Genomic DNA, 15,659 nt, shown 5'->3' with positions numbered 1-15,659 from the left:
ACCGGTCAACTTCTGTGCAAAGCGTTAGTCGTGCTTGACGCCAGAGGCACACCGGATGATCTCGTTGATCTCGGAGGCAGAATATCCTGGATAAAGTCTCTTAGTGCCTCGGTATCGAACGGCTTACGCAGTATTCTTAAACTTGGAGGAACCGCTTTTGTGGCATCGCTGTAGCCGGTCGTAAGGGCTACGGGCAAATTGGAATACCGCGACCGAATTTCTCTCGCAAGCCCGACGCCATCGATGGTTCCTGGCATGACGATATCGCTGAAGACGAGATCGATCTTTGTACCCGTTTCAAGCAGCTTCAATGCCGCTTCGGCCGACTCTCGATAGATGGTCTCATAGCCCAGATGCTCGAACAGCGAGGACGTTACGTCAGCCACATCAGCGCTATCGTCGACAACGAGAACCGTCTGCCGCTGCGAATGCCGTGTTGCAGCGGCAGACTCTTTGCTGGTGAGTTGCTCGTCTGCGCACGACGGCAAATAGATCGTAATCGTCGTTCCTTGTCCGACTTTGCTGTCTGCCGTCACCGTTCCGCCGGCTTGGTGCGCAAAACCGTAAACTTGGGACAAACCGAGCCCGGTCCCTTTGCCGACCTCTTTGGTTGTGAAAAATGGATCGAACATCTTGGACAGAAGATTTGGCGGAATACCGGTGCCCGTATCGCCAAACGCTATCGCAAAGAAAGCCTTCCCAAGACGATCACCGCCGATTTCCTGATCTACGGTCACGGCGTGGACGGATAACGTGAACGTGCCGCCGTTTGGCATTGCATCGCGCGCATTGACGGCGATGTTGACAATCGCAAGTTCAAGTTCGGCGAGGTCCACCTTAACCGGCCAAACACCGTCGCCAATCTTTTCGTTGTACACAATGTTTCCACGCAGTGAACTCTCAATCATGGTCCGCATGGTCTTTATGGAATCATTCAAATCGACGACCGTCGGGCTGAGATGCTGATGGCGAGAGAATGTCAACAATTGACGCGTGAGACTTTCTCCGCGTTTGGCCGCGGTCTGTATGGCTTCGATCGCTCTTGGCAGTTTTGGATCGAGCAGGCGTGCAAAGATCTGGGCACTTCCTCCAATGATCATCAATAGATTGTTGAAGTCGTGTGCGATCCCGCCAGTCAGTTTGCCGATTGCCTCCATTTTCTGAGACATCGCGAGTTGTTCGCGTGCCTGGACCAGTTTCTCCTCCGCGTCGCGTCGCTCAGTTGCGTCCCGGAGTATACTGATAAAACCGATCAGGTTTCCTGCGTCATCACGGCTCGAAGAGACCGAGCCGGTGATGAAGAACGGCGTACCATTTTTTCTGATGCGCCAACCCTCTACTTCGTGCTTTCCTCGTTGGATTGCCGACTCCAATGCGTGGGTCGGTGCACCCGCGCGGCGTTCATCCGGCCGATAAAACATTCCAAAATGCTTGCCTATAATTTCTTCCGCGGTGTAGCCGATGATTCGTTGTGTGGTGCTATTCCAACTCGTGACGTGCCCTTCTCTATCAAGGGCAAAGATTGCATAGTCGACAACACCTTCGATAAGAATCTGGAAGTGGCGTCTAACGCTGTCGAGCGCCACGCGATTCCGTTCAATCTGACGGTTCAGTTGGTCCTGAACAGAGCGCAAATGGGCTTCGGTGGTCTCGTGCGTCGCTATTGCCGCAGCTAAAGCAAGAGGCGGTACTGATACGCTGATCGAAAGCACGAGCAACGATAATAGCGCTCCATTCGGATCCGCTTTCGGAAATGGATCGTTGCCCACCGAGAACCCCCACACAGCCATTCCGATGAAAATGAGCGCGACCGTAGCGACGTTGCATCGATTGCCGCGCAGACCAGCCCACATCAACGGTAGTAAAACCAGAAAGCCTAGAAGGCTCCGGTACCGCAGCAGCACGTTGAAACCGTTGCTGAAGAGGTCACTGCCGATGAGCGGGCTGTAAGCAACGATCCCGATGATGCTTACGAAAGCAGAGATTGCAATCGATTCCAATGGAGTCCAATTGGAGGAAATGCGTAAGGACATCGTTGCCCAGAGCACGACGATCGGAGCAATCACCAAAGTCCCAGCCGCGTCTGCAAGCCACCAGGTTAACCAGGTGACGACGGAATCCGAAAGGGTTGGTTCGTTGGCGAGAATGAAGCCGGCCAAGACGATGATTGAACTGATCATCGCTGTCGGCGCAAAGGAAATAATTGCAAACTTTGCGATACTAGAGGGGGTAGCAAACGTCTGGTAACCGTTTGACCAGCGACTGACCAGCCATGTCCCGGCAAATGCTGCAAGGAGAGTTCCGACCCCAACGGAGCCAACCTCTAAGAGCGATCGGTCGGCCATAAGGTAAGGAGAAACGGCCCCCACTAAGATCGCGGGCCAAATCCGGTAGCCGCGCAGCAGGACCAGCGCGAGCGTAAGCCCGGTTGGTGGCCACAACGGTGTCGCGGTCGGATTCATTGCGGGTAGGAATTGCGCGGACTCGGCAAGGCCACCGTAAATCGCGGCGACTACTAAAAGTTCGACCAAGTAGGATGCAGCACTCCGAGCACCGCCAAAAGCGAATATGTTGACTTTACCAGATCTTGCCCTTTCCATCACTAGCCTTTGCGGTAGGCGCCTCAAAAAAGCGGCGGGGGACCTAGCCCGCTTTCCGACATTAGCCCAGGGGGGCAGTCGCATTTCCAGCACGCCGACGACCCCGCCAAAAACTCAATGCAGTTTTGACCAAAGCATGGCCGCACGATGGTCGCCTGATAAGTTTGGTACTAGGGGCGCTCGGGCAGCATCGTTGACCTAATAGCGGGTCCAGCAAGAGACGAAAGGGTGCACATGGGCACTCGGAAACGCGAACAGGTCCGATCCTGCTGCGTGTCGGCGAGATCATCAGCATTAATTGTGTCAGTTGATGCAAAGGATGAGCTTTGCTCTCGGGGTCGCCCCGAATGTCTCAGTTGGGTCAACAGCGCCATTTTGTGAGGTCGGCTAGTCACTTCCGGTCTTACCCCGATAAGCGGACGATTTCAGAGTCCGGCCGCACTTCGCATTCGGGCCAATTCCAGACTGATGCGGCGCAGCATATTAGAAGTTGGTTCTTGCTTTGCTGACGATCATCAGTGCTACTGGCCTTCCTTTGCCAAAACTCGAAGCCCAATGTGCGAGGCAGCGGGAGTGATCCAATGAATCCGAACAAAGCACTTTGGGAAAAGGGCGACTTCACGCGAATCGCGGCGAGTATGCGAGATAGCGGGGAGGCGCTCGTCAACAGGCTGGGAATAACAAAGGGACTCAAGGTCCTCGACCTTGGATGTGGCGACGGAACGACGGCAATCCCTGAAGCGAAACTTGGAGCCGATGTGCTGGGTGTTGATATCGCGTGGAACCTCGTTGAGGCGGGGAACGGACGCGCCAAAGAGCTAGGCCTTACGAATTGTAAGTTTCAGGAGGGCGACGCTTCGAGCTTGCACGAGCTCAAGGACCCCACCTTCGATCTTGTCGTCAGTATATTTGGAGCCATGTTTGCACCCTGAGCCATTCGATGTCGCGAAGGAGATGGTGCGAGTAACGCGGCCTGGTGGCCGGATCGTCATGGGGAACTGGATTCCAAATGATCTGACTGGTGGCGCAAATCCTGAAAATCAGCTCTGCGTACTCGCCGCCACCGCCGGAGGGCTTCGTCAGTCCTATGACACATGGGGTATCGAGAGCAATGCCATCGAGCGATTTGGGGGGCAGGGATTTTGAAGGAGAAAATTTCCTTCGTCAGAGATACGTATTCCTTCAACTCTCCCGAGAGGCCGCTGGACCTTGTCGATGCCTTCAGAAAATACTACGGACCGACCATGAATGCATTCGAGGCTGCGGAAAAGAATGGTCGAGCCGCTGACCTTCAAACGGAGTTGGAAGCTCTCTTCAACAGCCAAAACAAGAGCCAGAGCAAGGACGCCACCTCCATTCCTGCGACCTTTTTGCGCGTGACTGTTGCTGCGAGTTGATCACTCAATTCGCGCGATAGCATTCTCTTAAAAGCCGACATTGATCAGATCTGACACGACGGCGCGCCGTCGGGAAGTTGGTCGATACAACAGGGAGGCATTAAGATGACGATGAGGCCCGACCAGACTTTTTATGCATCGCCAAGACTTGCGATGGAAGCTCCGCCTGAGAATTTCGCTTATACCTTGCTGCTGAGCCCGGACTTCTCGAAGCCCGATGCTCTGGCAGTGATCGACGTGAAGCTTGGTTCACCGACCTATAGTCGGGTTGTTCATACGGTGGGGATGCCCAACAAGGGCGATGAATTTCACCATTTCGGTTGGAACGCCTGCTCGTCGTCTCTGTCCCCGTTGACCGGCCACGCATTTCTAGAACGGCGCTATTTGATCATCCCAGGGATCCGGTCCTCGCGAATTTACATCGTGGATACGAAACCTGACCCCACCAAAGCAAAGATTCACAAAATCATCGAACCCGAAGAGTTCTTCAAGAAGACGGGTTATTCCCGGCCCCACACGGTCCACTGTGGGCCGGAAGGAATCTACGTCAGCACCCTTGGCGGCGGCGGCAAGGATGGCACCGATGGTCCACCCGGCGTCTTCATTATGGACTGCGAGAGTTTTGAAGTTCTCGGGCGCTGGGAGATCGATCGTGGGCCTCAGACGCTGCACTACGATTTTTGGTGGAACCTGCCGCGCGACTACATGGTTACAAGCGAGTGGGCGCTACCGCCACAGTTTGAAAACGGCATCGTGCCGGAGGATCTTCTCTCCAACAAATATGGTCATCGAATCCACTTCTGGGATCTCCGAGCTCGGCGTAACGTTCAGACGGTCGATCTCGGCGCCAACCATCAAATGGCGCTTGAAGTTCGCCCCGCGCACGATCCCGTTAGCGAGTATGGTTTCCTTGGCGTCGTGGTCGACACCACGAATCTCGAAGGTTCTATCTGGACCTGGTGGCGCGAGGGTGGCAAGTTTCAAATCGAGAAGACCGCCACGATCCCAGCCGAACCGGCGCGCAAGGATCAGCTTCCGCCGCTGCTCCAGGGCTTTGGCGCAGTGCCGCCGCTGGTAACCGACATCGACCTCTCCATGGATGACAAGTTTCTCTATGTTTCCTGCTGGGGAACAGGCGAGATGCGTCAGTACGATGTCAGCGATCCGAGGAAGCCAAAGCTTGCGGGCTCGGTGCACATCGGCGGCATAGTCCGTCGCGCGCCCCATCCCAACGGCAAAACGTATGCGGGCGGCCCTCAGATGGTTGAGATCAGCCGCGACGGTAAACGCGTGTACTGGACTAACTCGCTGTACTCGACATGGGATAACCAGTTCTATCCCGACGGAATGCCGGGCGCTGAGGTTATGGCCAATGCTAAACCGGGCGGCGGTCTGGAGCTGGCAAAGGACTACTGGGTGAGCTTCCCCGACGGCTACCGCGCGCATCAAATCCGGCTTGACGGAGGCGACTGTTCGACGGACTCATTCTGCTATCCATCGGTTTAGATTTGAGCGGAGCGAACTGGACACCTGCCGGACTGTGGTTGGCTGTTGTCGTGAGCGACCTCTATCACGGGGTGAACCCAGGAATGGGGTGGCCGCTCGCCGTCTCAGCCGGACTAATGGAAAGGAACCCTCGCGCGCTTGTCGCGGCGCTTTGGTCGCTATCGATCGGCCACCTATTGGCCGTGCTTATGATAATTTTTCCTTTTGCGGTGCTCGTCGCCCTCATCGAATGGCAGCGGCAGATACAGATCGGCGCCAGCCTTCTGGTCATCGGGTTTGGCATTTTCCGGCTCGTCCACCGGCGTCATCCACGGGCGTTAGCGCGAATACGATCGACGCAACTCGGACTTTGGTCCTTCGTCGTGGCGATTGCGCATGGCGCGGGGCTGATGCTCGTGCCGATTTATCTTGGGCTCTGCCGGGCGGCCGATCTCGACAAGGGCCACGAGGCGGCGGGCGCGCTCGTAAACGCTAACCTCGGCACGGCCGTCCTGGTCTCCGTCGTGCACTCTGTCGGAATGATTGCGGCCGGCGGATTCCTAGCCTTGCTCGTCTACCGCTACCTAGGACTCAAGTTCGTCTCCCGGAGCTGGTTTAATCTGGACGCGACTTGGGCCTCCAGCCTCGTATTGGTTGGAGCTATATCCCTTGCAATCAGCATCGGCACGCGGCACTGAGCAGCATTGCGTGCATTCTGACTAAATGACCCGCAAAACAGCCTTTACCGCCGCACTCCAATGTGTTTCGGCATGGAATAAGGGAATAAGGACCCCGTATTCGGGGTAATCGGCATCTCGCGCTTACAACCATTGACGATTCGTGTACTCCTGTCCGACTGATCGAACCAGCAGACGCAGGCTCTCGCCAGCATGCGCGGCGACCAACCGCTAATTAAGCAGCGTATTCGAACGCAATCTCAGTCGTTGCCGTAATGTAGGTCAAGTAAAAGACACTTTTTGCTGGCGATGGACGATTGCAAATGGCGCTCACAGAGACCATAGCCATCTTGAAGGCAAAGTTCGGACCCCTGCTCTCTCGTCGGCTGCCAGGCGCCGCAGGTTGCAGCGCAGTCGCGGTCTCAAATTCAAAACAAATATCGAGGAGCGGTAGGTCATGGGGATTGGTGATCTGAAATCGATGTCGGTGGACGAACTATGGCTCCTACACCAGGAAATTCTGCGCCTACTTCCGCAAAAGCTTGCTGCAGAAAAAGCGCGGCTTGACCAGCGTTTGCGCGAGCTCGACGTCGCGATCATTGACTGCTCCACGAAGGAACGTCGCCCATACCCGCCGGTTCGCGCGAAGTACAGAAATCCGAGGAAACCGCATGAAACCTGGGCCGGGCGCGGAAAGCAGCCACGCTGGATCACAGTTCAGCTTGAGGCTGGAAGGAAACTGGAGGACTTCCGTATCAAACGAACGTAGCGAAAGTCCCAGGACTTAACTGGCACCCACCCCAGCAGAAACCGGATGTTGGCCCCGGATCAGAATGGCATGACGCGAGGCGGTGCCAAAACCTAACGGCCGCTTCCGACGCCGTTGAGTTGCACGCTGCGGCGCACCCAATGGCTACGCCCCTGGTTGCGCCCCATGGGCGGCCTGCTCACCCAGCGCCTTCGCCGATCTTCGTTGACAAGAGTTCGGAGGAGGCACACAAAGACGTTGGGCTCTCGCCAAATGACCCGGTCAGGATACGAAACGCGGATCGCGTTAGGACGGCCGCTTAAATAGTTTATAGCTTCGATAAAGCGTTTTGAAGTGCCGTATACTTTATAGATTTTGCCCAAGCGGCAGGAGGTGTGAGATGGTCCGCAAGCGTAGAGCGACGCACAGCCGGAGCGGCCGTATCCCCAGCAGCCATACAAGGGCACGAGCTGACCGGACTTTGCGGGCCCGAATGTCGGAGATTATTGCACTGCGGGCAGAGTTACGGTCACTTGCTGCATTGCGAAGTGAGCCCGATTATGCGCCACAGGGTCTGCACACGAGGCGTTGAGTAGAGCGGTCGCAGTCCGCGCGGTCTAGTTCTGGTCGATGCGACAGTCGTCCAGCGAGGTTCCGCTTGACAGAAGACGGACGAGCCAACGAGGCTGTTTGCCCCTTCCAGACCAAGTTTCCGTAGCCTTGTTCGGATTGCGAAATTTGGGAAGGACCTTCGGGTAAGGCCGTCGTCGATCGGCTTTTTGAGACTTTCCGATGAGGATAGCCAATCGCTGCTCCAGCGTGCGCCGTTCGGCCTCAATCCTCGACGTCAACGCCGCGACAAGCGCCTCGTGGACTGTCCAAAGCTCGTCAAGGGACATACCTTCCAAGGGGGGATGGTCCATCTCTTCTAACTCAAGGCTAGTGAAAATCCCTCTCAACACGACGATTGTCGAAAATTAAATGCTATTTAATATACAGCCGATTTTCCTCTCGGGCGAGAGGTATGAACGAAGGTTGAGGGTTACCCACATGGCTGACTGCTGGCTGGACCTCGAATGGGCGCCGGGCGCCGGTTAGATCGGCAAAAATATCAATCTTTGCAGTAGGCATGTACGCGACGGCTCGCCGAGCCGCCATTAGGATCGAAGGTCCGGGGAAATCGGTGCCGCTCTCTCGTCCGACTGCCGCTCGTTCCATCTACGGTGCTCCTGCTCCAAAACACCACAGGCCCATGGCAACCGATCTTGCCTCCCTGTCGATACGTCCGCGCGGCTGACCCGAATGGTTCTCCGTCGTCCAAGGTGAAGCCAACCTCTCGCTGCCTGCCGTCGCCAACTGACATGGCGCCGTCTCGAACCCTCGCGGATACAGCGCCCGCAATGGACCACAGCGGGGCTTAATGCTCATCGAGCCCGACAGTTGTTTTCAACACAAGCTCGATAATCGTCATCGCACTTGCGGATGCATTCTCCAGCTCCATTGCACTTGATGATGCAGCCGGTCCTGCTGTCCCCGCACATTGCGCAGTAAGATTGCGCAAGGATGGCATTTCCATGTTTGATTCGCAGCAGAGTAGCCTCACTCGCGGCCGAGGCTGAACCTTGCAATGCGATCAGCACGCAGAGCGCGGTGGCAAACTTCATGACCATCCCCGTTGGAGCGGATCAACCCGGCCGGAAATCGCGATCTCGAAGAAGATACCATCTTCCTGACCTCAATTGTAGCCCAAGACGCGGCCGCGATTCGTTCCGGTCTTGAACCAGCCGCTTGCCTTTGCCCGCAGCAGCACCATTTGGGCGGCCACCATGCCCGCGGCACCGCCAGCGATCTTTTCGATCGCATCATGCAGCCGCGCATGGCGATCAGGTGTCAGCAACTGCATCCGTTCGAGCAGGACGGCGCTGCCAATAACGATCAAGCACACCAAAACGATGTGACGCGGATATGCCAGGAAAAAAAGCGCGCCAAGCGCCGCGAAGGCTGCGACGTGTTCAAAACTGGCCGAGCTAGTCAGCCTCGGCCGATCAACAAGTGGCGAGATCGTAATGTAGACGATAAAGGCAAGAAGCGCCCAGGCAGCAACGCTTAAAAGCTTTTCCAACATTCTGCGGGTTTACCGGGCTGGAGCACTGCTCACTATTCGTCGAACGTAACTCTGCGCATTCTCCTGCCGCGGCCGAAAATGCCTAAAGCCAGAGAAGCAGCTTTCGTTGGCCCGAAAGCGATAACCTTGGAGGCTGAGCGTCCTGCGGCCATTTCACCACCACGGCCACCAGTTACGATGATATCGTGGATTACCATAAGAGCCCGGTCCGACGTATGAGGGATAAAAAATGTTGTCGCCGTAGACCCAGCGCGCCACTGGCTTTCGCACGGCTGGTCGATAGCACCTGCCATTTTCCTCGCATATTATTTTGACGCGCTCCGTCGGAAGCGCAACGCGGGACATGTTCGAGGACCACATGAGCGGCGCGGCATGAGCATCGGCGGACGAAAACAGCATAGCGGCGGCAAAAGTCGCAACAAACCTCATGGTGTGACTCCAACGGGGGGAACAGGCTTCATGCTCTCAGTCGCTCCGTTCGATCTCGGGGACGAAGAATTGGGAAAATGCAACCTAGCATCGGGCTGCGGGAGTTTCAAACGCGCCCCCTCGTGAATTTGCCAGGAGGCTCGGCTGGCTTGCGATTGCCAAGCTGGCCCAGGTCGCAGCATCGCTCCACGCTTCCCTTCGCGCGCTGTGACCGGCTCACCCGGGAGGGCTTCAACCTCTTATAGTCAGCACCCCTCCCCATAGAAAAAAGAAGCCGCCCATTCGGGCGGCTTGATCACTGGCGGATTGATGGAATTACGCAAACCGGAAATTATTATGGTAGTTGCGGCGATAGGCCATGAACCCGAGCCCGACGAAGCCGATAATCAACATTGCCCAAGTGGAGGGTTCAGGAACAGCCGCAACGACCGTAGCACCCACATTTCCGGTCTTCCCGTTACCAAGAATATCGGCTGCGAAGAGCGCTGGAGTGTCTCCCGGGGGATTGGTGCTGTTCGTGAACGCAGCGGCGGACAAGAGGAAATTCGTGTCAGTCGGATCAAGTGTAAAAGTAAGGGTCTGCACCGTTCCCGCCGTCCCTCCAAACGTGAGGCCTTGGGTAAAATTGCCAAAGCCATCCTGGCCTGTGGGGAGAGCGGTCCCGGGCGCAAAGTTCGTCTGTAGCGGCGTGACGTAATTAAAGCTGAAGGTCGGATTAAAAGCAAACGCATCAAACGCTGTCGAATTTTGGAAGGAATAGCTGTCAGCGAGCGATACCGTCACCACAACGTCGGCACCCTGACTAACCTGGCTGGCAGTTACGGTGCCAAACGGAATGGTCCCACTCGAGCAACCACCCGTGCAGTGATCAATCGTAAGATCGGCCATCAGGATCACATCCGCCTTCGCGGGAAGACTTAGCGCAACCGCCGGAATAAAAAACGCCGCCAAAAAAGAGCCAATCCTCATCATATTTGAAACCCCTGATGGTGAAAATTGCCACAATCTTAATTAAACAATTTCATAGCCGGCAGATTGATGGAAGTCAACACCTTCCATTAAAACAATATTAATTTCCGAATTATTAATTAAACAGCAGGGTTACAATCTACCACTTTGAAAATGACGTTTGAACCAAAGGCATAGGCGCGCAGACCCGACCTCATTTTTTCAACAAACTCAAATGCTCATGGCGGCGAAAGTTGACCTGCCATTTGCCGGCCGTCCGGTAGCCGGGAATTGGATAGAGTGCAAATCTCCCAAGTTAAACAGTCTGATAAATTTATCAAATTTAACCGGTCTTCGAGTTTATCCACTCAAATTTCCCCCGAAGGCAGCCGGAGCCGACTATGTCAAAGGTATCATCCAAGCCGGGTCGCGATTCGCGCTGCTCATCTTTAGGGACGGGGCTTTGTTGATAGGCCAGGAACCCGCGGCATCGAATTGCCTGGTGCCTTCGCCTTCCGGCGCTCAGCCGCTCTAACTTCTTGTCGAAGCCGCCGTACTTCATTGAATTGCTCGGCCAATTCCTGAGGAGACAGATACAAAGAGAAGGCGCCCGCCTGTTTGCGCCGTTCCGCCCATTTCGTTGCATTAAATTCCTGGGTCATTCGAGGCTTCCAAAATAAATCAAATATTAGCGCCATCTCAGTCGTGCATTTCGCGTGCCACAAGCCTAGACAGACATTCGACGCAGGACGCCGCCGGAGAGTTCAAATTTGAACCTGGATTTGATGCGCACCTCTGTCTTCGTGTTCCATTCGTGCCATTCTTGGACAACAGCAGTTGCCTTGATAGCAACGTCCCCATGTATTCCGTGTGAAGGCGCCCACAGCTTTTTTGCGGCGCGACCGGCCGCGTATCCGCTTAATGCGAAATGGTCGTCGTGGTCTCGGGAAGCGGTTGCGGATCCGATATCGGAGGCGAGACGCTCATATCGGCTAACCCTGGCAGGGCGGCGGGAGCCCTTAAGCAGCCCTTGCAGATCGTTGTGACCCTGGCCAGCCTCGCATTTTCCCGTCTCCACCATTCCGCGCTTGTGAAGCGAGGTTCAGGTGCCCCGCTCGTGAAACGAGGCTCGGACACCTCTTCCCTTGGAGGAGCTGGAAAAACCGCCAGCTCTTTCGGAAGCTTCGGATGCGACATCCGAACATGCCGGTAGGTCGGGCGCCGCGGGGAGGAAAGGTTTCGGGGCCAACCGACCGTTGAGGCCGGGCCACACATTGGGGGGCCGGGATTGGACGCACACCCTCCAAGCCAGACCGCCAGACCTATCATTGTGAAGAACGGCAGCTTGCGCATGGAATCTTATGCGCACGTTATGGTTAACGGCTGGTTACCCCCCGATTTCACAGTCAGTTCCGGACGGACAGGACGCAGAAAAAGCCCCCTGCGAGCGGTGCACTGAAGAGAGGCTTCAGCCGCCACCCGGCCGATCCACCGAGGATGGGCTAGACAGCCATCATCTTTCTCGCAGGCTGTCGTGTCCATATTTGATCAGCGGGGACAGAACATAGGCCAAGACGCTGCGCACACCGGTTTTGATCTCGACGGTCACGGCCATTCCGGGTGTGAGGTTGATCAGCTTGTCGTCGACCTGCATCTGCGTCCGATCGAGGGATATCCGCGCCGAAAAACTGAGCTCCTGCCCTTTTGGTTCACTCGAGGCGTTTTCGGATCCCTGGTTTTTCTCGCTACGGTCAGCCGGCTTATCGCGTACGACCGCGTCCTGCGACACACTCATAACTTCACCATGCAAAAGGCCGTATTTTGTGAAGTTGAACGTGTCCACCTTGATTTCGGCAGCCTGGTTGGGGTGAACGAAGCCGATGTCGTTGTTCGCCACCATCGCCTCGATTTCCAGATGACTTTGTGACGGAACGACCGTCAGCAAGACCTGAGCTGGCGAAACGACACCGCCGACGGTGTGCACGGAAAGCTGCTGAACCGTTCCACCGATGGGCGCTATCAGATTTTGCGCCTGGAGCTTCTGCTCCGCCTTCGCGATATCATAGCGCAGTCCGTCGGCTTTGCGCTCGGCCTCGGCCAACTGACCGAAAAGCGTACGTTGAAATTCGGCAACTGCTTGAGCTCGCGACTCTGTCAACACAGCAAGGCTTGCCTGCGTCTCGCGTAACCTGCTTCGTTGTACGACCAGTTCCTGCTGCTGTTCGACGAGTTGCTGGACAATTTCAAGATACTGAAACCTGGATGTAAACTCCTGTTCCGCCGAGATCTTGCGAATGTCGACCCTTTGCTGAATGATGGGGACGATGGCCGAGAGCTTGCCTACAGTAGCCTGGATCGTATCGCGTTCCGCCAGTTTTTGCTCCAGCTGCCGATCGCAGCCATCAATTTTCGCCTGATATTCAGCCGTCTGTTTCATCAAGAAGTCGCGTTGCATGGCGACTTGTGCAGGTGTCGCGTCCTGCGGTGGATGAAAGCCGTCGAGTGGCTTATTCGGGTCAGCGAGCGCAGCCTTGAGCCGTGCGATCTCCAGTTCGGTTGCCAGAAGGTCGGAACGAAAATGATCGCGATCGGATTGATTGATAGTCGGATCCAGCTGAATGAGCAGATCCCCAGCCTTTACCTCCTGGCCATCACGCACATGGATCGCGCGTACGATGCCTATCTCGAACGGTTGGATGACCTTAGTCCCTCCTGCCGGAACGACCTTGCCTGGCGCAGAAGCGATAACATCAACCTGGCTGATCGAGGCCCATCCGATCGATAGGCAAAAGACGGCAATGATGGTCCAGGCGATCGCGCGTCCGACGGGCGAAGCCGGTGTCTCGACGATTTCGAGTGCGGCCGGCAAGAAGGCCGCCTCCTCGATCTTGGTTTGGCCGGACCGCTTCGGCAGGCGAATGATGTTCTCAGCCGGCTTCATGGAGGCCCGCCTGCAGTCGATAGAGATTGGCGTAGCGACCGGCCGAGCGGATCAACTGGTCGTGTGTCCCATCCTCGACAATCCGCCCGTGCTCGATCGTGATGATGCGGTGAGCGCGACGCACGGTCGAGAGCCGATGGGCAATGATCAGCGCCGTCCGTCCCTCGACGATCTGTCGCATATTGTCTTGAATGATCTGTTCGCTCTCGTAGTCCAGCGCGCTCGTTGCTTCATCAAAAATCAGGATGCGCGGATTCATCACCAGCGCACGAGCGATCGCAATGCGCTGCCGCTGTCCTCCTGAAAGGCTATTTCCCCTTTCCCCAACGATGGTGTCGTAGCCTTCCGGCAGTTCTAAAATGAAGTCGTGCGCACCAGCCAATTTTGCCGCTGCAATCACCCTTTCGATCGGCATTGCAGGATCGGCGAGTGCGATATTTTCGCGAACCGAGCAATTGAACAGAACGTTTTCCTGGAGGACTACGCCGATCTGACGTCGCAGCCAAGCGGGATCGACCATGGCCAGATCCACGCCATCCACGCTGACTTTGCCGCTTTCCGGTACATACAATCGCTGGATCAGCTTTGCGACCGTACTCTTCCCGGAACCGGAAGGACCGACAATGCCAACGATCTGGCCAGGAGCAATATCGAAGCCGACGTCGTGCAGGATCTCCGACCCGTCAGGCCGATAGCGAAAGGTGACGTGCTCGAACTTGATCGCACCGGTGACGGCCGGGAGGGTCGACCGGGAGGGATTGTAGGTCGGCTCTGCCGGGGTGTTCAGGATGTCGCCCAACCGAGCGATCGAAATCCGCGCCTGCTGAAAGTCCTGCCACACCTGGGCCAGCCGGAGCACCGGCTGGCTTACTCTTCCGGCCAGCATATTGAACGCGACCAGCTCTCCGACGCTCAGACTGCCATCGATCACCAGCTTGGCACCGAAATATAGTGTTGCTGCAGTGACAATCTTGCTGATTAGTTGCACGGTCTGACTGGCGACGTTGCCAAGGTTGGTGACCCGCAGGCTTGCAGTCACGTATCCGGCAAGCTGTTCCTCCCACCGGCGCTGCATCTGTGGCTCGACCGCCATCGACTTGAGCGTCTCGACGCCCGTTACGTTCTCAACCAAGAACGCCTGGTTTTCGGCACCGCGCCTGAATTTCTCGTCCAGGCGATGACGGAACATCGGGGTCGTGATTGTGGAAACGGCGACATAGAACGGCAGTGACCCGATGATGATCCAGGTCAGCAAACCCGAATAGATGAACATCATTGCGATAAATACGAACGTAAAAAACAGATCGATCGTCAGCGTCAGCGCTGATCCGGTAAGGAAGTTTCTGATGTTCTCCAGCTCGCGGACGCGCGCGACCGAATCCCCCACTCGCCTCGCCTGAAAATAAGCAATCGGCAGCGCGAGAAGGTGGCGGAACAATCTGGCGCCGAGTTCGACATCGATGCGATTGGTCGTATGAGAAAAGACATAGGTCCGCAGGCCGCCCAATGCCGCTTCAAAAATCGAAATCGCGACAAAAGCGAAGATCAGGACATCGAGTGTGCTGTTGCTACGATGAACCAGCACCTTGTCGATCACGACCTGGAAGATCAGCGGCGATGCAAGAGCGAAAAGTTGCAGGAAGAAAGAGGCCGCGAGCACCTCGGCAAGCAGATTTCGGTATTTGACGATGGCGCCGAGGAACCAGGTGATGTCGAAGCGCCGTGCAAGATCGACCAGACCGGCCCGACGTGCAATCAGAACAACGCGCCCATCCCAAGCTTCTTCAAACTCCGCCTGGGTCATCAGTTGCGGTCGGACAGATTGGGATGACTGCACCAGCACCATCCCCTCGCCTGCTTTGCCGACGAGAAGAAATCCGCCGTCGCGCAGGCAGGCGATGCCTGGGAGCGGCATCTTGCTCAGCCGATCGTAGCGGGCCTTGCAGACGCGGGCCTTTAGCTCGGTCTGTTTGGCGTAGCGCAGCATTTCCTGCACGCCAATTGCCTCGCCAGCGAAATGGTGCTGCAACTGCTGTAGATCGACCCCGATCCCGTGCAGGCGAAGCAAGCCGGTCAGCGCGGTAAGGCCAGAATCGAGCGATCCGTACGATTGAGTCTTCAATGGACATCGCCTCGATTTTTCAGCCATTCCTGACGCTTGTGTGTCAGATTTAAACCGATGGAGATCTATTACCGTCTTGCGCAATAAATTTAGGATGGCTTCATCGTGTTAATCGGTAAATGCTAAGAAGATGCTAATCGCACGCTCTGCTCCGGAGACTCACGGGCAAGGCTGGCTAAGACGGCCA

Annotated in this window: 10 protein-coding genes and 1 pseudogene; 5 read left to right on the top strand and 6 right to left on the bottom strand. The window is 56.2% G+C overall.

Going from position 1 to position 15,659, the window contains the following annotated elements; all coding sequences use genetic code 11:
* Window positions 1–5: 5 nt before the first annotated feature.
* On the bottom strand, window positions 6–2,531 hold the full coding sequence (locus tag ACP2YO_RS20225) for an MASE1 domain-containing protein (RefSeq protein ID WP_426442376.1): 2,526 nt from the start codon (window positions 2,529–2,531) through the stop codon (window positions 6–8).
* A 650-nt stretch (window positions 2,532–3,181) separates the two neighbouring features.
* On the opposite strand from ACP2YO_RS20225, the gene ACP2YO_RS20220 reads away from it, so the two are divergent.
* The 5 genes from ACP2YO_RS20220 (at window position 3,182) to ACP2YO_RS20200 (ending at window position 6,928) form a co-directional block, all read left to right on the top strand.
* A complete protein-coding gene (locus ACP2YO_RS20220; protein ID WP_426442375.1) occupies window positions 3,182–3,532 on the top strand; it encodes a class I SAM-dependent methyltransferase in 351 nt (116 codons plus the stop codon).
* Window positions 3,533–3,742: 210 nt separating this feature from the next.
* The gene (locus ACP2YO_RS20215) at window positions 3,743–3,997 is read left to right on the top strand and encodes a hypothetical protein (protein ID WP_426442374.1); all 255 of its coding nucleotides are present in this window, start codon (window positions 3,743–3,745) and stop codon (window positions 3,995–3,997) included.
* A 105-nt stretch (window positions 3,998–4,102) separates the two neighbouring features.
* Window positions 4,103–5,503 (top strand): selenium-binding protein SBP56-related protein, encoded by a 1,401-nt coding sequence (locus tag ACP2YO_RS20210; protein WP_426442373.1) that lies wholly within the window; start codon window positions 4,103–4,105, stop codon window positions 5,501–5,503.
* A gap of 83 nt (window positions 5,504–5,586) precedes the next feature.
* Window positions 5,587–6,180, top strand: coding sequence for a hypothetical protein (locus tag ACP2YO_RS20205; RefSeq protein WP_426443265.1), 594 nt, complete (start codon window positions 5,587–5,589; stop codon window positions 6,178–6,180).
* Between the two features lie 436 nt (window positions 6,181–6,616).
* The gene (locus tag ACP2YO_RS20200; protein WP_426442372.1) at window positions 6,617–6,928 is read left to right on the top strand and encodes an H-NS family nucleoid-associated regulatory protein; all 312 of its coding nucleotides are present in this window, start codon (window positions 6,617–6,619) and stop codon (window positions 6,926–6,928) included.
* Window positions 6,929–7,524: 596 nt separating this feature from the next.
* Here the strand turns inward: ACP2YO_RS20200 and ACP2YO_RS20195 are convergent.
* The 5 genes and pseudogenes from ACP2YO_RS20195 to ACP2YO_RS20175 all read right to left on the bottom strand — a co-directional run bounded on the left by ACP2YO_RS20195 (window position 7,525) and on the right by ACP2YO_RS20175 (window position 15,499).
* Window positions 7,525–7,806, bottom strand: coding sequence for an H-NS family nucleoid-associated regulatory protein (locus ACP2YO_RS20195; protein ID WP_426443264.1), 282 nt, complete (start codon window positions 7,804–7,806; stop codon window positions 7,525–7,527).
* An 836-nt stretch (window positions 7,807–8,642) separates the two neighbouring features.
* Window positions 8,643–9,032: a VanZ family protein gene (locus ACP2YO_RS20190; protein WP_426442371.1), complete on the bottom strand. Its 390-nt coding sequence runs from the start codon at window positions 9,030–9,032 to the stop codon at window positions 8,643–8,645.
* Window positions 9,033–9,776: 744 nt separating this feature from the next.
* Window positions 9,777–9,887, bottom strand: a pseudogene (locus tag ACP2YO_RS20185) (PEPxxWA-CTERM sorting domain-containing protein); the annotation flags it as partial.
* A 2,035-nt stretch (window positions 9,888–11,922) separates the two neighbouring features.
* The gene (locus ACP2YO_RS20180; protein WP_426442370.1) at window positions 11,923–13,350 is read right to left on the bottom strand and encodes an HlyD family type I secretion periplasmic adaptor subunit; all 1,428 of its coding nucleotides are present in this window, start codon (window positions 13,348–13,350) and stop codon (window positions 11,923–11,925) included.
* Window positions 13,337–15,499 (bottom strand): type I secretion system permease/ATPase, encoded by a 2,163-nt coding sequence (locus ACP2YO_RS20175; RefSeq protein WP_426442369.1) that lies wholly within the window; start codon window positions 15,497–15,499, stop codon window positions 13,337–13,339. The genes ACP2YO_RS20180 and ACP2YO_RS20175 overlap by 14 nt, the downstream gene beginning before the upstream one ends.
* Window positions 15,500–15,659 lie beyond the last annotated feature (160 nt).

It is taken from the genome of Bradyrhizobium genosp. P, assembly GCF_049949265.1.
GTDB lineage: Bacteria > Pseudomonadota > Alphaproteobacteria > Rhizobiales > Xanthobacteraceae > Bradyrhizobium.
The sequence above is the reverse complement of the archived record's forward strand: the minus strand, read 5'-3'. Positions and strand labels throughout refer to the sequence as shown.